Annotated in this window: 17 protein-coding genes; 9 read left to right on the top strand and 8 right to left on the bottom strand. The window is 68.2% G+C overall.

The annotated features are described in order from the left end of the window. Positions 1-17: 17 nt before the first annotated feature. Positions 18-857 carry a creatininase family protein gene (locus AC4BAR_RS00295; RefSeq protein ID WP_490625830.1) on the bottom strand — a complete coding sequence of 280 codons (840 nt, stop codon included), beginning with the start codon at positions 855-857 and terminating at the stop codon, positions 18-20. Between the two features lie 175 nt (positions 858-1,032). Here AC4BAR_RS00295 and AC4BAR_RS00290 point away from each other — a divergent pair, with 175 nt between their 5' ends. From AC4BAR_RS00290 to AC4BAR_RS00270, 5 genes are read left to right on the top strand one after another with little or no spacing between them, the layout of a single operon-like run. Next, positions 1,033-3,198, top strand: coding sequence for a protein-disulfide reductase DsbD family protein (locus AC4BAR_RS00290; RefSeq protein WP_490625829.1), 2,166 nt, complete (start codon positions 1,033-1,035; stop codon positions 3,196-3,198). Positions 3,199-3,245: 47 nt separating this feature from the next. After that, positions 3,246-3,860, top strand: a complete 615-nt coding sequence (locus AC4BAR_RS00285) for a thioredoxin family protein (RefSeq protein ID WP_490625828.1) — start codon at positions 3,246-3,248, stop codon at positions 3,858-3,860. A gap of 43 nt (positions 3,861-3,903) precedes the next feature. Further along, the gene (locus tag AC4BAR_RS00280; RefSeq protein WP_490625827.1) at positions 3,904-4,380 is read left to right on the top strand and encodes a CoA-binding protein; all 477 of its coding nucleotides are present in this window, start codon (positions 3,904-3,906) and stop codon (positions 4,378-4,380) included. 60 nt (positions 4,381-4,440) lie between these two features. Then, positions 4,441-5,793, top strand: coding sequence for an O-acetylhomoserine aminocarboxypropyltransferase/cysteine synthase family protein (locus AC4BAR_RS00275; RefSeq protein WP_490625826.1), 1,353 nt, complete (start codon positions 4,441-4,443; stop codon positions 5,791-5,793). Next, on the top strand, positions 5,790-6,215 hold the full coding sequence (locus AC4BAR_RS00270) for a CoA-binding protein (protein ID WP_490625825.1): 426 nt from the start codon (positions 5,790-5,792) through the stop codon (positions 6,213-6,215). The genes AC4BAR_RS00275 and AC4BAR_RS00270 overlap by 4 nt, the downstream gene beginning before the upstream one ends. On the opposite strand, the gene AC4BAR_RS00265 is transcribed toward AC4BAR_RS00270, so the two are convergent. The 3 genes from AC4BAR_RS00265 to AC4BAR_RS00255 are packed head-to-tail and all read right to left on the bottom strand — an operon-like array spanning position 6,181 to position 8,279. Then, positions 6,181-6,780: a pyridoxamine 5'-phosphate oxidase family protein gene (locus tag AC4BAR_RS00265; RefSeq protein WP_490625824.1), complete on the bottom strand. Its 600-nt coding sequence runs from the start codon at positions 6,778-6,780 to the stop codon at positions 6,181-6,183. The two genes, AC4BAR_RS00270 and AC4BAR_RS00265, sit on opposite strands and share 35 nt — an antisense overlap. A gap of 46 nt (positions 6,781-6,826) precedes the next feature. Next, complete coding sequence (locus AC4BAR_RS00260; protein ID WP_490625823.1) at positions 6,827-7,684, bottom strand: alpha/beta fold hydrolase; 858 nt, start codon at positions 7,682-7,684, stop codon at positions 6,827-6,829. Between the two features lie 40 nt (positions 7,685-7,724). After that, positions 7,725-8,279: a carboxymuconolactone decarboxylase family protein gene (locus AC4BAR_RS00255; protein ID WP_490625822.1), complete on the bottom strand. Its 555-nt coding sequence runs from the start codon at positions 8,277-8,279 to the stop codon at positions 7,725-7,727. A 99-nt stretch (positions 8,280-8,378) separates the two neighbouring features. On the opposite strand from AC4BAR_RS00255, the gene AC4BAR_RS00250 reads away from it, so the two are divergent. The 4 genes from AC4BAR_RS00250 (at position 8,379) to AC4BAR_RS00235 (ending at position 12,529) form a co-directional block, all read left to right on the top strand. Next, positions 8,379-9,374 carry a LysR family transcriptional regulator gene (locus AC4BAR_RS00250; protein WP_490625821.1) on the top strand — a complete coding sequence of 332 codons (996 nt, stop codon included), beginning with the start codon at positions 8,379-8,381 and terminating at the stop codon, positions 9,372-9,374. Between the two features lie 43 nt (positions 9,375-9,417). Beyond that, a complete protein-coding gene (locus AC4BAR_RS00245) occupies positions 9,418-11,004 on the top strand; it encodes a PGAP1-like alpha/beta domain-containing protein (protein ID WP_490625820.1) in 1,587 nt (528 codons plus the stop codon). 92 nt (positions 11,005-11,096) lie between these two features. Next, positions 11,097-11,741 carry a DUF1326 domain-containing protein gene (locus AC4BAR_RS00240; protein ID WP_490625819.1) on the top strand — a complete coding sequence of 215 codons (645 nt, stop codon included), beginning with the start codon at positions 11,097-11,099 and terminating at the stop codon, positions 11,739-11,741. Then, positions 11,738-12,529, top strand: coding sequence for a DUF2182 domain-containing protein (locus tag AC4BAR_RS00235; protein WP_490625818.1), 792 nt, complete (start codon positions 11,738-11,740; stop codon positions 12,527-12,529). The genes AC4BAR_RS00240 and AC4BAR_RS00235 overlap by 4 nt, the downstream gene beginning before the upstream one ends. A 27-nt stretch (positions 12,530-12,556) precedes the next feature. On the opposite strand, the gene AC4BAR_RS00230 is transcribed toward AC4BAR_RS00235, so the two are convergent. From AC4BAR_RS00230 to AC4BAR_RS00215, 4 genes are all read right to left on the bottom strand, one after another. Further along, positions 12,557-13,024 carry a CreA family protein gene (locus tag AC4BAR_RS00230; protein WP_490625817.1) on the bottom strand — a complete coding sequence of 156 codons (468 nt, stop codon included), beginning with the start codon at positions 13,022-13,024 and terminating at the stop codon, positions 12,557-12,559. 96 nt (positions 13,025-13,120) lie between these two features. Continuing rightward, entirely contained in the window at positions 13,121-14,047 is a 927-nt protein-coding gene (locus AC4BAR_RS00225; protein ID WP_490625816.1) for a substrate-binding periplasmic protein, read from the bottom strand. After that, positions 14,047-14,349, bottom strand: coding sequence for a c-type cytochrome (locus tag AC4BAR_RS00220; protein ID WP_490625815.1), 303 nt, complete (start codon positions 14,347-14,349; stop codon positions 14,047-14,049). The genes AC4BAR_RS00225 and AC4BAR_RS00220 overlap by 1 nt, the downstream gene beginning before the upstream one ends. 20 nt (positions 14,350-14,369) lie before the next feature. Then, the gene (locus tag AC4BAR_RS00215; protein ID WP_490625814.1) at positions 14,370-16,037 is read right to left on the bottom strand and encodes a PQQ-dependent dehydrogenase, methanol/ethanol family; all 1,668 of its coding nucleotides are present in this window, start codon (positions 16,035-16,037) and stop codon (positions 14,370-14,372) included. Positions 16,038-16,261: the final 224 nt, after the last annotated feature.

Below are 16,261 nucleotides of genomic sequence, written 5' to 3'. Positions count from 1 at the left end.
GCAGGCCAGTGTCGCGCTCAGGCGGCTGGAGTGGCGCCCACGGTGGCCAAGGGCAGCGCAGCCACCTCCTGCAGCAGCGCGGCGAACTGCTGCGCGGTGGCGTCCACCAGGGCCTGACCCTTGGCGGCGGTGGCCGCCGCCGCATTGCCCACCGCGCCGGCGGGGTTGTAGTCCTGCACCTGCCAGGCCAGCTTGGCGCTGCGGCCGTTGCCCAGAATCGGGTACTGCGCGGCGCGCTGCTCGGCGGTGGACCGGAAATGCCGGGCGTGCTGCATCGTCACTTGGGCCGGCGCCAGCGCCAGCACCATCGAGGTCTCGATGTCACCGGCATGGATGCCGAAGCGGTGCTCCTCGGGCGGGAAAGCCGCCATCACCGCCTCGGGCAGTGGCAGGTTGAACCAGCTGACGCTGTAGACCAGCAGGCCCAGCCGGGCCCGCAGGTCGCGGGCCACCACGTCCAGCAGGCCCACATGGCCACCGTGGGTGTTGAACAGCACCAGCTTCTTCACCCCCGCGGCGGCCACGCCCTCGGCGATCTCGGTCCACAGCCGCACCACCGTCTCGGCTTTCAAGGTCAGCGTGCCGGCAAAGGCCGCGTGTTCGGGGCTGAAGCCCACCGCCTGGGTGGGCAAAAACAGCACCGGCAGGTCTGCCGGCAGCCGGGGCACGGTGGCGGCCACCAGGCCGTCGGCCAGCAGCGTGTCCACCGCCAGCGACAAATGCGGCCCATGCTGTTCGGTGGCGCCCAGCGGCAACACCGCCACCGTGCGGTTCGGGTCCAGCGCGGCGAAATCGGCGCTGCGCAGCCGGGCCCAGAAACGCGGCAAGGGGGGGGTTGAGGGCAGATCGTCGGCCATGGCGCCATCATAGGGGCGAGCGGGCGGCACCGCCGGGACAGGCCCACCGGCGCAGCGGGGGCTGTGGTTTCGCTACCATCCGATGAAAGATGGCGGCGGCCCGTGCGACCAAGCTTCAACACCCGCCGGGTGCCCGCCCCAGGAACTTCGCGCCCCGCGCGCCCTCAGACTTGCCATGCCCCACCATTTGTTTTCGCTTCGCCACCGCTTGTTGACCCTGACGCTGCTGGCCATGGCCAGCCTGCTGCCGTCTGTGGCCAGCGCCCAGACCACAGCCAGCGCGGTGGTGACCACCCCCCAGGTGCGCGCCGAGCTGGTGGCCCATGCACCCGACGGCGTGGGCCCCGGTGCCCCGGTGTGGCTGGGCCTGCAAATCAGCCACCAGCCCGAATGGCACACCTACTGGAAAAACGCCGGCGACTCCGGCCTGCCCACGGTGCTGAACTGGCAGCTGCCCACCGGCGTGACGGCCGGTGACATCGCCTGGCCGGTGCCGAAAAAGATCCCCATCGGCAACCTGGCCAACTACGGCTACGAGGGCACCGTGCTGCTGCCGGTGCCGCTGGCCATTGGGCCGGACTTCAAGCCCTCGCTGCTGGCCAGCGAGCTCACCGTCAAGCTCAAGGCGGCCTGGCTGGTCTGCCGCAAGGAATGCATTCCCGAAGAAGGCGAGTTCACGCTGAGCCTGCCCACCAAGGGCTCGACCGCCCTCAACGCCGCGGCCTTTGCCGCCGCCCAGGCCGCCCAACCCCGGCCGCTGACGGGTCCCAGCCAGATCACGGTGGAAGGCCAACGCCTGAAGGTGGTGGTGAACGGCCTGCCGGCCGCGGTGCGCGGGAAAACACTGGGCTTTTTTCCCGAGACCACCGAGGTGATCGAAACCGCCGGCGCCTGGACCCAGGCCTGGGACGGCGAGCGCTGGACGGCCTCGGTGCCGGTGGCGGTCCAGCGCAGCCAGAGCCCGGCCGTGATGCCGGTGGTGCTGACGCTGGACGGCCCCGGTGGCGCCCAGGGTTGGCGCACCGAAGCGCCGGTGACCGGCCCCTGGCCAGCCATGGCCGCGGCCGCCCAGGTGTCGCCGGCGCTGGAGGCCGCGCTGCGCGCCAACGCCGCGGCCAGCGCCCCGGTGAACGCGCCCACGCTGGGCTTCTGGGCCGCGCTGCTGGGCGCCTTGCTGGGCGGGCTGATCCTGAACCTGATGCCCTGTGTGTTCCCGGTGCTGGCCATCAAGGTGGTGGGCTTCACCCGCCATGCCGACGACCAGCGCGCCCACCGCGTCAGCGGCCTGGCCTACAGCGCCGGCGTGGTGGCGTCCTTTGTGACCCTGGGCGCGCTGATGCTGGCGCTGCGCGCGGCCGGCGAGCAGCTGGGCTGGGGCTTTCAGCTGCAGTCGCCGCTGGTGGTGGCGGCGCTGGCCGGACTGTTCACCGTGATCGGCCTCAACCTGGCCGGCCTGTTCGAGTTTGGCCAGTTCGTGCCCAGCGGTTTGGCCACACTGGAGGCCAAACACCCGGCCGCCAACGCCGCGCTGTCGGGCGTGCTGGCGGTGGCCGTGGCCTCGCCCTGCACCGCGCCCTTCATGGGCGCCTCGCTGGGCCTGGCGGTGGGGCTGCCGCCGGTGCAGGCGCTGGCGGTGTTTGCCGCCATCGGCATCGGCATGGCCCTGCCCTATTTGCTGGCCAGCTGGGTGCCGGCGGTGGCGCGTGCCCTGCCCCGGCCTGGCGCCTGGATGGACACTTTCCGCAAGGCCATGGCCTTCCCGATGTTCGCCACCGTGGTCTGGCTGCTGTGGGTGCTGGGCCAGCAGACCGGCATCGACGGCGCGGCCGCGCTGCTGGCGCTGCTGGTGGCCGGCGCCATGGTGGTGTGGGCGCTGACATTGACCGGCCGCAGCCGCGCCATCGTGGCCAGCTTGTCCATCGTGGCCTTTGCCGCGCTGGCAGTGGCCGCCGGCCCCAGCATCACCCGGTTTGTCGACAGCAGCGCCCCGGTGGCCGCCGGCGCGCGCTGGCAGGCCTGGGAGCCGGGCCGCGTGGAGCAGCTCACCGCCAGCGGCCAGCCGGTGTTTGTGGACTTCACCGCCGCCTGGTGTGTGACCTGCCAGTACAACAAAAAAACCACGCTGGCCGACAGCGCGGTGCTGGCCGACCTGGACACCAAAAAGGTGGCCTTGCTGCGCGCCGACTGGACCCGCCGCGACCCGGCCATCACCGCCGCGCTGGCCACGCTGGGCCGCAACGGCGTGCCGGTGTACGTGTTCTACGCACCGGGCAAGGCGCCGGTGGTGCTGTCGGAAATCCTCAGCGTGGACGAGGTGCGGGCGGCCATCGCCGCGCTCTGACCCCCGTCTGTTCCAAGCCCCTGTCCATTCACCCGAAAGGAATCGCCATGCAACGCCGTTCCCTGCTGCTGGCCCCGCTGCCGCTGTGGCTCACCGGTCTGCCGGCGCTGGCCCAGACCGCCAGCGTGGGCCAGCCCGCGCCCGACTTCAGCGCCACCGACACCCGCGGCAAGACCGTCAGGCTCGCTGACTTCAAGGGCAAACATGTGGTGCTGGAATGGACCAACCCCGGCTGCCCCTTTGTGGCCAAACACTACGGCGCCGGCAACATGCAGGCGCTGCAGCAGGAGTTCACCGCCAAGGGGGTGGTGTGGCTGGCCGTCAACTCCACCGAAACCGGCAGCGCCGACTACCGCAAGCCGGCCGAGCTGGCGGCCTGGGTGGCCGCCCAGAAAGCCAGCCCCAGCGCCACGCTGATGGACGAGAGCGGCCGCATCGGCAAGGCCTATGGCGCCCGCACCACGCCGCACATGTACATCGTCAACCCGCAGGGCGTGTTGGTGTACGCCGGTGGCATCGACAGCATCCCGTCGGCGCGGGTGGACGACATCAAGACCGCCACCAACTACGTGCGCCAGGGCCTGAACGAGGCGCTGGCCGGCAAGCCCATCAGCGCGGCCCTGACCCGGCCCTATGGCTGCTCGGTGAAGTACGCCACCTGAGGTCCGGGCTGCAGGGGCCGGCCGCCGTGGCTACACTGGCCCCATGAGCAGCATCAGCGACCTGCGGCGCATCCTCGGCAGCTGCCGCACCATCGCGGTGGTGGGCCTGTCGCCGCAATGGCACCGGCCCAGTTTCTTCGCCGCCAAGTACATGCAGGCGCACGGCTACCGCATCGTGCCCATCAACCCCGGCGCCAGCGAAATCCTGGGCGAACGCAGCTACGCCAGCGTGAGCGAGGCGGCGCAGCATGTGGCCATCGACCTAGTGGACTGCTTTCGCAAGACCGAGGACATCGGGTCCATCGCCACAGAAGCCATCGCCATCGGCGCCAAATGTTTGTGGCAGCAGATCGGCGTGCTCAACACCGAAGCGGCGGCCCGGGCCCAGGCTGCCGGGCTCGACGTGGTGATGGACCGCTGCGTGAAGATCGAACATGCGCGGTTGTACGGCGGCTTGGGGTGGTTTGGCGTGAACACCAAGGTCATTTCGTCCAAGCGCCCTCAGCAACTGCCGTATTGATGGCCCCCACGTTCGTCACTTCGTGTACTTCACTGCCCCCCGAGGGGGCCGCTCTTTGACATGACCCAAGACCGCAACCACGGCTTTGGCAAGGGCCTGGCGACCGGTGCAGACCGCGAGTTCGCGTTCGGCACCAAGGCCATCCATGCCGGTGCCATCCCCGACCCGGTGACCGGCGCCCGCGCCACACCCATCCACCAGACCACCAGCTTTGTGTTCGACTCGGCCGAGCACGCGGCCAGCCTGTTCAACCTGCAGACTTTCGGCAACGTCTACAGCCGCATCAGCAACCCCACGGTGGCGGTGCTGGAGGAACGCGTGGCTTCACTGGAGGGCGGCCGCGCCGCGCTGGCCTGCAGCACCGGCATGGCCGCACAAATGACGGCGCTGCTGGCGATTCTGAAAACCGGCGACCACATCGTGGCGGCCAGCACGCTGTACGGCGGCACCGTCGGCCAGTTGGGCGTGGGCTTCAAACGCCTGGGCATAGAAACCACCTTCGTCGACCCGGCCGACCCCGACAACTTCCGCCGTGCCATCCGCCCCAACACGCGGGCGCTGTACGGCGAAACCATTGGCAACCCATTGGTCAATGTGCTGGACATCGAAGCGGTGGCGAAGGTGGCACACGACCACGGCCTGCCGCTGGTGATCGACAACACCGTGGCCAGCCCTTATGTCTGCAACCCTTTTGCCTTTGGTGCCGACATCGTGGTGCACAGCGCCACCAAGTATTTGGGCGGCCACGGCACCACCATGGCCGGCGTGATTGTCGAGAGCGGCAAATTCAACTGGGCCAACGGCAACTTCCCCGAACTCACCGAGCCTTCGGCGGCCTACCACGGCGTGAAGTTCTACGAGACCTTTGGCGACTTCGGCTACACCATGAAGGCGCGGATGGAGATCAACCGCAGCTTTGGCGCCACGCTGGCACCGATGAGCGCCTGGCTGATCCTGCAAGGCATCGAAACCCTGCACCTGCGCATGCAGGCCCACAGCCGCAACGCGCTGGCGGTGGCGCGGCATTTGCAGCAACACCCCCAGGTGGCCTGGGTCAACTACCCCGGCCTGCCCGAGTCGCCCTGCTTTGCGCTGGCGCAAAAGCAGTTCCGCACGCTCGATGGTGGGCCCATGGGCTCGGGCATCCTGACCTTTGGCATCAAAGCGGCCGACCCGGCCGGGGCTGGCGAACGCTTCATCGACGCCTGCGAGTTCCTGAGCCATTTGGCCAACATCGGCGACGCCAAAACCCTGGTGATCCACCCGGCCTCCACCACCCACCGCCAGTTGAGCGAGGCCGAGCTGGCCCAGGCCGGCGTCAGCGCCGACATGGTTCGGCTGAGCGTGGGCATCGAGGACGTGGACGACATCTTGTGGGACATCGACCAGGCCCTGGCCACAGCCACCGCATGAACCGGCAAGCCACCATCCGGCACCTGCTGACCACCAGCAAGACCATCGCGGTGGTGGGCCTCAGCCCCAAGCCGCACCGCGAGAGTTTTGGCGTGGCCAAGGCCATGCAGGGCCTGGGCTACCGCATCATTCCCATCAACCCGCTGGTCAGTGCCCAAGGCGGCTGCATCCTGGGCGAAAAGGCCTACGCCAACCTGAGCGAGGCGGCGCGGCACGAGCACATCGACCTGGTGAACATCTTCCGCAACAGCGACGACGTACCGCCGGTGGTGGACGAGGCGATCGCCATCGGTGCGCCGGCGGTGTGGATGCAGATGGGCATTGCCCACCCGGAGGCCACGGCCAAGGCCGAGGCGGCGGGGCTGGCCGTGGTGGAAAACGCCTGCCTCAAGGTGGAGCACTGGCGGGCCCTGGCAAGCTGACACCGGCGCCTGCCAGGGCCGCTTCCAGCGCTGCAATGCGCCGGTCCCGGTCCGCCAGCGCCCGCTGCACGTCCTCGGCCTCGAAGCGCACCGGGATGTGCTGCGGGCAATTCCAGTCGAAGGCGTCCACTTCGATGCGCATGTCGCGGCGCCCGGGGTCTGCTGCGACATCGGACACGAACAGTCGGCCCAGCAGCTTGAGCCTTTGCCGGCGGCTGTAGTCGACCAGGATCAGAGCCACCTTGTTGTGGGTCGCCAAGTTGCCCAGGCTGATGAACTGCCGGTTGCCTGGCACATCCGTGAAGGCCAAGCTGTGGGCATTCAAGACGCGGAGAAAGCCCGGTGCGCCGCCCCGGTGCTGCACATAGGGCCAGCCGCTTTCGGACACCGTGGCCAGGTAGAAACTGCGCTGGGCTTGGATGAACCCGGCCTCGTCTTCGCCGAGCTGGGCATTTTGCACCCCAGGGCCACCAAAGGCATGCGCATACTGCGCACGGCTGCCCTCCCGGGTTTGGGCATCGCGCACGGCGGGCGTGAAAGCGATGGATGCAAACGCATGGGCCATGGCGGGCTCCTGGGAGGGGTTGATAGAAGGATCGGGGGCGCGCTCTTCAGAAGGTCGCTTTGATGAGTTCGGCCACCCGCACGGCGTCCTCCTCCAGCGCGAAATGGCCGCTGTCGAGCAGTTCCACCCGGACATCGTTCAGGTCGCGCCGGTAGGCCTGTGCACCGGCCACGCTGAAGAAGGGGTCACCCTGGCCCCAGGCCACCAAGGTCTTGGGCTGGTGGGTGCGGAAATAGGCCTGCCAGGTGTCGAACAACGGCACGTTGTGCCGGTAGTCACTGAACAAGGCGAGCTGCCGCTCGGCGCTGCCGGGACGGTCCAGCAATGCCTGGTCCAGCGTCCAGGCGTCCGGATTCAGGCCCTCGGGCTGGCGGGCGCCGGCCGTGTACTGCATGCGGGTGGTGGCCGCTGCCAGCATCTGGCGAACACCCGTCTCGTCACCCCGCTCCCACAGCGGCATGAAGACCTCGGCCACGGCCGGTGTCAGGCCCTCCATGTAGGCATTGGCGTTCTGGATCACCAGGCCCGCGACCCGGTCTGGCTGCGCCGTGGCCAGGCGCAGGCCTACTGGGCCGCCGTAGTCCTGCATGTAGAAAATCGCCCGCTGCACACTCAGTTGGTCCAGCAAGCCTTGCACCTGCGCGGCGAGCTGGTCAAAGGTGTAGGCGAACGCGCTGGCCACGGGGGCCTCGGAGTGACCGAAGCCGATGTAGTCCGGCGCCACCACATGAAACCGGTCGGCCAGCAAGGGCATCAGATCCCGGAACATGTGCGACGAAGACGGAAAGCCGTGCAGCAGCACGATGGCGGGTTGCGCGGGATCGCCGGCGCTCCGGTAAAAGGTCTGCAGGCCATTGACCTGGGTGTGGTGGTAGGCGACGCGCAAGGAATCGGGGGGTTGCATGGGCAATCTCCTGGTGGACAAGTGGGCGTGACACGTGGCCTCAGGCCACAGCCTCCAGGGCGTGCACGGCCGGGAAGTCCACTTCCGTCTGGGCCACTTCATTGAGGTAGTTGGTGAAGGTGTTGAGCGCCACCGCCAGCACGATGTCGACCACCTGGGCGTCCGTCACACCGGCACGCCGCACCGCGCTCAAGGCCTCGCCGGTCACATGGCCACGCCCACGCACCACGGCCGCTGCAAACCGCACGATGGCATCGGCCTGTGGGTCGCTGGACGCGCCGTGGCGGTTGGCCTGCACCTCGGCCGCGTCCAGTTTGGCCACATGGTGACCGAGGTAGCTGTGGGCGGCCAGGCAGTAGCCACAGCCATTCACTTCGGCCACAGCCAGCGCGATGCGCTCCAGCATCGCTGCGTCCAGCCCCCCGTGGGATGCAGCAGCGCTCAGCTGCAGGTAGCCATTCAGCGCCGACGGGCTGTTGGCGACCACACGAAACAGGTTGGGGACCCTGCCCAGCTGCTTCTCGACGGCCTTCAGGGCCGTGTGGGTGGTCGCGGGTGCAGCATCGATGCTGGCGGGGGTGTTGAGACGGGACATGCGGGGGCTCCTGGGTTCAGAAAGCGCGAAATTGGCGCAGGAGAGATTGTTTTTGAGGTGATCCAATTTGATAATCAGCCATCTTTGTGAATAACTTTCTTGTTTTTAAAGAAAATGGACCGCCTGGACGCCATCACCGCCTTTGTTGCCGTGGCCAGAAATGGGGGCTTCTCGGCCGGCAGCCGCGCATTGGGCATTCCGGTGGCCAACGTCAGCCGCAAGGTGGCTCTGCTGGAAGAGGCCCTGGGCGTGCGCCTGCTGGTGCGCACCACCCGGCATGTGGCGCTGACCGATGGCGGCCGTCGCTACCTGGAGGCCTGCAGCCGCGTGCTGGACGACCTGAAAGAAGCCGATGAAGAAGTCAGCGGCGAGTACCGGCAACCCCAGGGGGACCTGATCATCACAGCGCCGCTGGGCTTCGGGCAGAAACACCTGCAACCGGTGGTGCACGCCTTTCTGCGTGCGTTTCCGCAGGTCAACGTGCAGCTGCAACTGGCCGACCGCGTGGTGGCCCTGGTGGAGGAGCATGTGGATTGCGCCCTGCGCATCGGTGCGCTGCACGACAGCACGCTGGTGGCCCGCCATCTGGGCGACATCCGCATGGTGGTCTGCGCCTCGCCACACTACCTGGCAGAACGGGGCACGCCGCAGGACCTGGCCGACCTGCAACACCATGCCTGCCTCAGCTGGACAGCGCTGGGGCCGCACAAGGTGTGGGAGTTCCAGGTGCGCGACGGCGACCAGACCCGTCTGCAAAAGGTGCCGGTGCCGGTTCGGCTGTCAACCACCACACCGGAGTCTGCCTTGCAGGCCGCGATCGACGGCCTGGGGCTGGTGCAAGCCACCACCTACCAGGTGGCACCGCATGTGGCACAAGGCGTTCTGGTGCCTGTGCTGCAGCGCTTTGACAGCGAGCAGGTGCCAGTCAACCTGGTCTACCCGAGCAAGCGGCTGATCCCCCTGAAACTGCGCGCTTTCCTCGACTTCGCCGCACCCGGGCTGGAAGAAAGGCTGCGCATGGTCGCGGCCACGTTCGCCGCCGGTTCCACCGTCGGTGCAACTGCGCACCCCAGCTGGCGCAGGCCACCCGGTTGAATCACAATTCGGCATCGTTCCCTCCCACCCCAGAGAGGTCGCCATGCCGAATTCGCAGCACCCCTTTCACCCCATCATCTACGTGCGGGGCTTCGCGGCGACGCAGGGCGAGATCGAGGAGACGGTGGCCGACCCCTACATGGGTTTCAACATCGGTTCGACCAAGGCGCGCATGGCCTGGACCGGCGAGGTGCGGCGCTTCTACTTCGAGTCGCCCTTGGTGCGGCTGATGGGCGACCACGGCTACCAGGACGTGTTTGTCGACGGCGACGACCTGCTGGCGGCCGAGCGGGCCGAGCATGCCGTGCCCTACCGCAGCATCGTCATCTACCGCTACTACGACGACGCCTCCAAGGACTTCGGCAGCGGCGAAACACCGCCCATTGAGCAGTTCGCCAAGGGCCTGGACCGGCTGATCCTGAAGCTGCGCGACAAGGTCTGTGCCAACAAACAAAACCGGGTGGCACCACCGGACTTTCGGGTCCACCTGGTGGCGCACTCCATGGGGGGCCTGGTCTGCCGCGCCTTCCTGCAAAACCCAGCGCTGGGCTCGGCCGAGGCGCGCGGCGCTGTCGACAAGCTCTTCACCTACGCCACGCCGCACAACGGCATCGACATGCGCATCGTGCGCAACGTGCCGGGCTGGCTGTCGTTCGGTGACGTCAACAACTTCAACCGCGCCCGCATGGCCCAGTACATGGCCCTGCCGCCGGGCGACGACGTGTCGGTGGTGAAGAATTTCCCGCCCGAGCGCATCTTCAACCTGGTGGGCACCAACCCACGCGACTACCTGGTGGGCGGCGGCCTGTCGGCCTGGGCCGCCGGCGACGCCAGCGACGGCCTGGTGCGCATCGAGAACGCCACCACCCATGGCCCAGGACCGGACGGCAGCGACATCAGCTCCCCCCGGGCCTTTGTCAACCGCAGCCATTCCGGGCATTACGGCATCGTCAACTCGGAAGAGGGTTACCAGAACCTGACCCGTTTTCTGTTCGGTGAGCTGCGCGCGGACGGCATCCTGGACATCGACGAGATCTCGCTGCCGGCGGAGGTGCAGACGGCGCTGGACGCCGGCAAGAACGTGAAGGCCTCCTACCAGTTCGAGGTGGTGGGCAGCGTGCGCGGCTGCCAGTGGCAGATCACCCGGCGCGAGGCGCGTGAGAACTCGGCCATCTTCCGCAGCTTCGACCAGCTCTTCACCGGCACCGAGCGCGCCACGCGCGTGCCCAACCGGGCCATGAGCCCCCACCTGTTCTCGGTGTTTCTGGACCCGAAGAAAAGCGTCAAGGCCTCGGGCTCGGTGAGCTTCGCCTTCGACCTGAAGGTGCTGGTGCCGGACTACGAGGTCGACGGCGTGCTGTTCCTGAAGCGCCACTATGAGGGCGGCTTCGTCTACCGCGAGCTGATCCTGGTTGAGGCCATCCCCGACAGCAGCGCCCCGTCGGGCTGGCGCATCAAGTACGGCTATCAAGACATCAACCCCGGCAAGCCCGGCACCGACGCCACGCTCTACGCCCTGAAGGACGCCCAGGGTCAGCCCCGCGGTTACGCCTTCGACATCGCCATCGCCCAGAAGTCCCGCCCCGGGCTGCGTGGCACGCTGCGGGTGGAAATGCGGCCCTGGAACTGAGCCGGCGCCGATCGGATGCACCGCGGGTGGTTTGACACCACCGACCGCCTGACCTAATCTGACCGCTGGTGCCCACACACAAGGAGATGGCTATGACCCCCTGGGAAATCCAAGGCAGCGAGCTGATCAACTGCAACTGCGACTACGGTTGCCCCTGCCAGTTCAATGCGCTGCCCACCAAGGGGTTTTGCGAGGCCATGGGGGCCATCGCCATCGTCAGGGGCCACCACGGTGACGTGCGCCTCGATGGCCTGAAAATGGCGGTGGTGTTCCAGTGGCCGGGGCCCATCCATCTGGGCAAGGGCAAGTGCCAGCCCATCGTCGATGCCAGCGCCAGTCCGGCGCAGCGCGAGGCCTTGCTGAAAATCATGTCCGGCCAGGACACCGACCCCTTTGCCACCATGTTCGCGGTGTTCGCCACCACGCTGGAGCAGGTCTTCGAGCCCATCTTCACCGACATCGACTACGAGGTCGACATCGAGGCCCGGCGTGGCAAGGTGCGCGCCGCCGGCGTGTTCGACCTGGTGGGCGAGCCCATCCGCAACCCCATCACCGGCCAGGAGCACCGGGCCCGCATCGACCTGCCGCATGGCTTCGAGTACGAGATCGCGGAGGTCGGCTCGGGCACCAGCCGCTCACGCGGCGCCATCAGCCTCGACCTGAAGGACAGCTACGCGCAGTTCGCCCAGCTGCACATGAACAACCAGGGGCTGATCCGCCACCGCGCCGCGGCATGAGCGGCGCCTGGGGCCTGCTCGAACGCGAGCGGGTCGTCACCGTCGCCGGCATGGTGGTGATGGTGCTGCTGGCCTGGGTCTACCTGTGGCAGGGCGCCGGCATGGGCATGTCGGCGCTGGACATGACCACGCTCAGCCTGTTTCCCCACCTGCAGACCGACCCCGGCGGCCTGATGGACGCCGACCTGTGGGTGGTGGTGTCCATGTGGTGGGTGATGATGGCGGCGATGATGACCCCCAGCGCCGCTCCGCTGGTGCTGCTCTACCAGCGGGTGCTGCGCCACCATGCGCCGGCCAACGGCGCCGCCGGCGGGCTCTCGGCGGGGCTGCTGGCGGGCTACCTGGTGGCCTGGTTGGCCTTCTCGGTGGCGGCGGCCCTGTTGCAGCAAGCGCTCGGGCCTGCCGGGTTGCTGTCCGAGATGATGCTGTGGTCGCGCAGCGCCGGGTTCTCGGCCACCGTGTTGTTCGCCGCCGGGCTGTACCAGTGTTCGCCGCTCAAACGGGCCTGCTTGGCGCAATGCCGTTCACCCGTGGGGTTTCTGACGCGCCACTGGCGGCCGGGCTGGCGGGGTAGCCTGGGCCTGGGCCTGCGCCACGGGGCCTATTGCGTCGGCTGCTGCTGGGCCTTGATGGCCCTGCTTTTTGTCGGCGGGGTAATGAACCTGGTCTGGATCGCCGCGCTCACGCTGATCGTGCTGGTCGAAAAACTGACGCCGGCCGGCGCCCGGCTGGGCCACTGGCTGGGGGGTCTGCTGGTGCTGTGGGCCATGGCCACGCTGCTGGTCTGAGTGCGGGCCTGTGGCCAGCCGGGCGGCTTACTTCACCGGAATCGGCACGCCCGCCGGCACCGGCACGGCGGTGATGCTGTTCTTGGGGCTGCCGTCGATCAGTTTGTCGGAATAGACCAGGTAGACCAGGGTGTTGCGTTTGGCGTCCACCATGCGGACCACCCGGACATGCTTGAACAGGAACGACGAGCGGGCATTGAACACCTCCTCCTGCAGCGGGATCTTGCCCTTGAAGGCCAGCGCACCGACCTGGCGGCAGGCCACTGAGGCGTCGGCCGTGTCTTCGGCCAGGCCCAGCGCGCCCTTGTAGCCGCCGGTCTTGGCGTGCGACAAATAGCAGGCCACGCCGTCCACATCGGGGTCGTCGAACACGTCGACCACGATCTTGTCGTTGGGGCTCAACAGCTTGAAGGTGGTGCTGACGTCGCCCACGGTTTCAGCCCGGGCGCCGCCCAGGGTCAACAACAGCAAGGAGGCGGTCAGCAGGTGTTTCATCGCAGGCTTCTTTCCAGCCGGCACAGCGCCAGCCGCCGCCCATTCTAGGCAGCGGCGGCGACACCTAGGCAGCGGCGGCGACACACCGGGGCGGGGTCAGCGCAGCAGGTCGGGCAGCAACAGGCCGGCCGACACCGCAGGCTGGGTGGGCGCGGTCCAGCTCAGGCCGCTGGCCTGGGCCCAGCGCTGCAGCTCGCCCTGATCCTGCGCCCGCGCCAGCACCCGGTTGGCCGCGGCCAGCAGCGCGGGCCGGGTGTCGAGTGCCACCAGGCCCAGGTTGATGCCCAGCGGCAGCACCAGCGGCCCGGCCTGCAGCGCGGCCTCGGGGTGGCGCTGGCGGTGGGTGTCAAAGGCGGCGGCCGAGACCAGCAAGGCGTCGATGCGGCCCGAGGCCAGCGCGGCCCAGCGGTCCTCGTTCTGCGCCAGCGTGACCATGCCCGGCACCAGCAGGCCTTGCCGGTACATCAGCACCAGCGTGCCTTCCAGCGTGCCGGCCACCGCGCCAGTCTTTCGACCGGCCAGGTCGGCCAGGCTGGACACCGGGGCGGCACCGGGGCGCTGCACCACCGTCAAGGCCATGGCGTGGTAGGGCTGGCTGGCCACCAGGTGACCCAGCGGCACCAGCGGCCGGCTGCGCCGGGGCGGGGCGCCGGGATGGTCGGGGGTGCGGAACAGCGCGCGGGCCGGCTTGCCCAGGTCGGCATGCAGCAGCGGAAAACCGGTGGCCAGCTCACACACGCCGGCCGACAGCAAGGCATTGACCTCGAAGGCCAGCGGGCTGTCGCTGTCGGTCTCGGCCTCGAAGGGCACGGCCTGCAGCTCGCGGCCCAGCTCGGCGGCAATGGCCTGGGCCAGCAGCAGGTCAAAGCCGCGCAGCGAACCGCCACGGGCCTGCGACAGGACGCCGTTGTCTTCGGCCATGCAGACCTTGAGTGGCTCGGGCGCGGCGGGTGGGGCGGTCTGGGCCTGGGCACCGGCCAGGGCCAGACCCAGCGCCAGCCCAACGGCAAAACGACGCGGCATCAGGGTTCCTTGCCGCCGCGCGAGCCCACATAGGCCCACAGCGCGCGGATGGCGCCGTCGTCCAGCGCCTCCTTGAACGAGGGCATGTTGCCCTTGCCGTTGCGAACCGAGTTCAGGAAGCGTTCCTCCTGGTCGGTGGGGAAATGCCGCAGGTCGTAGCTGGTGGTGCCGGAGTTGACCATGTTGCGGCCATGGCACTGGGCGCAGGTGCGGTGGAACTGGTCCCGGCCCTGGTTGATCTGCTCGGTGCTGAACGGCCCCGCCTGCACGGCCCCCGCGAGGGCCAGGCAGGCGGTGGCCACGAGCGTGCGTGGCGCCCGCATCAGTTGACGGCGAAGGTCCAGACCGAGCCACCGGCCGGGGTCTGTGCCATGCGCTCGTCACCCAGCAGGGCCCAGACGCCACCCGAGCCCGAGACCACGGTCACGTACTGTTTGCCGTTCTGCTCCCAGGTGATGGGCAGGCCGATGATGCCGGAGCTGGTCTGGAACTCCCACAGCTTCTTGCCGCTGTTGGCGTCGACCGCGATGAACTCGCCGGTGGCCGCGCCGGTGAACACTAAACCGCCGCCGGTGGACAGCGTGCCGGCCATGCTGGGCTGACCAGGCCAGGCCAGCTGCCATTTGCTCTTGCCGGTCAGCGGGTCGATGGCGCTCAAATAGCCATGCGGTTCGTTCTTGGGCATGTTGACGCCGCGGAAGTTCACGCCCAAATACCACTCGCCCTTTTTGTACTCGGGCTTGGCCAGCTGGTAGGGCCAGCTGATGTTGAGGGTGTTGGCATAGGCCAGGCCGGTGGCCGGGTTCCACGACATCGGGCTCCAGTTCTTGCCACCCAGCACCGACGGGAAGATCTCCACGTCTTCGCCGGCGCGGGCCTTGCGGTCGGTTTCGGTGAGCACGGGGCGGCCGGTTTTCAGGTCGATGCGTTCGGCCCAGTTGACCTTGACATAGGGGTTGGCGGTCAGCAGTTCGCCGCTGGCGCGGTCGAGCACGTAGAAGAAGCCGTTGCGGTTGGCCTGGGCCAGCACCTTGCGCGACTTGCCGCCGACCTTCATGTCCAGCAGCATGCCGACCTCGGTGGCGTCGTAGTCATAGGGGTCGTTGGGGCTGAACTGGTAATGCCAGACCAGCTCGCCGGTCTTGGGCCGGATGGCGACGACCGAGGCGATGTAGAGGTTGTCGCCCTTGCGCGCGTTGGGGTTCCACGGGCCGCCATTGCCGGTGCCCCAGTAGACCAGGTCCAGCTCGGGGTCGTAGGCGCCGGTCAGCCAGGTGGGGGCACCGCCCTTGGTGTGGGTGTCGCCGGGCCAGCTGTCGCCGCCCTTCTGGTCGGGCGCGGTGGTGGTGTAGAACTTCCACAGGTGCTTGCCGGTGGCCGGGTCCCAGCCGTCGATGAAGCCGCGGGTGCCGTACTCGCCGCCGGCGATGCCGGTCAGCACCACGCCATTGGCGATCAGCGGCGCGCTGGTCATGGCCTGGCCGTTCTGGTAGTCGGCGGCCTTGCTCTTCCACAGCTGCTTGCCGGTCTTGGCGTCCAGCGCGATCACATGGGCGTCCAGCGTGGTGCGGAAAATCTTGCCGTCATAGATGGCGGCGCCGCGGTTCAAGATGCCGCAGCAGGCCATCTTGAACACGTCCTGCGGCAGCTCGATCTCGTTCTTCCACAACTGCTTGCCGGTGAGGGGGTTCAGCGCCACCGTGGTGTTGTGGGTGGTGACGTACATCACGCCGTCGTGCACGATGGGCTGCGATTCCTGGCTTTGCGGGTTGTTCAGGCTGTAGGCCCAGACCGGGTGCAGCTTGGCGGCATTGCCGGCGTTGATTTGCTTCAGCGGGCTGTAGCGCTGGTTGTTGTAGCCCATGCCATAGGTCAGCACATTGCCGGGCGTGGCGTTGTCGCGTTTCAGGTCGTCCAGGCTCTGGGCCTGGGCGCCGCCCAACAGGGCCAACAGGGCCAGGCCGCAGGCCAGTGGGTGTTTGATTTTCATGTGGGTATCTCCTGTGTGTCGTTGTGGCTGCGTGCTTGCGGCCGGGCCGCCAGAGGGACGCCCGGGCCGGTGAACAAAGCGGGGTCATCTTCTGAAAAATGGCACTGCGGCGCGACGCAGGGTTTTCCCTGCGCCAAATTGTTCTGGCGCGGAACAGCGCCGGCCGCCGCCCGCGCTGGGCAGGGTGTGCACTGAATGGGCGGACCCGATGACCCTGCGACAAT

This window comes from Rhodoferax sp. SPJ4, from assembly GCF_058216275.1.
This window is presented reverse-complemented; position numbering and strand designations above follow the sequence as displayed.

What these genes read in the sequence shown, in the direction of transcription:
- AC4BAR_RS00295 (WP_490625830.1), bottom strand. Translation starts at nt 857, where the DNA reads ATGGCCGACGATCTGCCCTCAACCCCCCCCTTGCCGCGTTTCTGGGCC.
- AC4BAR_RS00290 (WP_490625829.1), top strand. Translation starts at nt 1,033, where the DNA reads ATGCCCCACCATTTGTTTTCGCTTCGCCACCGCTTGTTGACCCTGACG.
- AC4BAR_RS00285 (WP_490625828.1), top strand. Translation starts at nt 3,246, where the DNA reads ATGCAACGCCGTTCCCTGCTGCTGGCCCCGCTGCCGCTGTGGCTCACC.
- AC4BAR_RS00280 (WP_490625827.1), top strand. Translation starts at nt 3,904, where the DNA reads ATGAGCAGCATCAGCGACCTGCGGCGCATCCTCGGCAGCTGCCGCACC.
- AC4BAR_RS00275 (WP_490625826.1), top strand. Translation starts at nt 4,441, where the DNA reads ATGACCCAAGACCGCAACCACGGCTTTGGCAAGGGCCTGGCGACCGGT.
- AC4BAR_RS00270 (WP_490625825.1), top strand. Translation starts at nt 5,790, where the DNA reads ATGAACCGGCAAGCCACCATCCGGCACCTGCTGACCACCAGCAAGACC.
- AC4BAR_RS00265 (WP_490625824.1), bottom strand. Translation starts at nt 6,780, where the DNA reads ATGGCCCATGCGTTTGCATCCATCGCTTTCACGCCCGCCGTGCGCGAT.
- AC4BAR_RS00260 (WP_490625823.1), bottom strand. Translation starts at nt 7,684, where the DNA reads ATGCAACCCCCCGATTCCTTGCGCGTCGCCTACCACCACACCCAGGTC.
- AC4BAR_RS00255 (WP_490625822.1), bottom strand. Translation starts at nt 8,279, where the DNA reads ATGTCCCGTCTCAACACCCCCGCCAGCATCGATGCTGCACCCGCGACC.
- AC4BAR_RS00245 (WP_490625820.1), top strand. Translation starts at nt 9,418, where the DNA reads ATGCCGAATTCGCAGCACCCCTTTCACCCCATCATCTACGTGCGGGGC.
- AC4BAR_RS00240 (WP_490625819.1), top strand. Translation starts at nt 11,097, where the DNA reads ATGACCCCCTGGGAAATCCAAGGCAGCGAGCTGATCAACTGCAACTGC.
- AC4BAR_RS00235 (WP_490625818.1), top strand. Translation starts at nt 11,738, where the DNA reads ATGAGCGGCGCCTGGGGCCTGCTCGAACGCGAGCGGGTCGTCACCGTC.
- AC4BAR_RS00230 (WP_490625817.1), bottom strand. Translation starts at nt 13,024, where the DNA reads ATGAAACACCTGCTGACCGCCTCCTTGCTGTTGTTGACCCTGGGCGGC.
- AC4BAR_RS00225 (WP_490625816.1), bottom strand. Translation starts at nt 14,047, where the DNA reads ATGCCGCGTCGTTTTGCCGTTGGGCTGGCGCTGGGTCTGGCCCTGGCC.
- AC4BAR_RS00215 (WP_490625814.1), bottom strand. Translation starts at nt 16,037, where the DNA reads ATGAAAATCAAACACCCACTGGCCTGCGGCCTGGCCCTGTTGGCCCTG.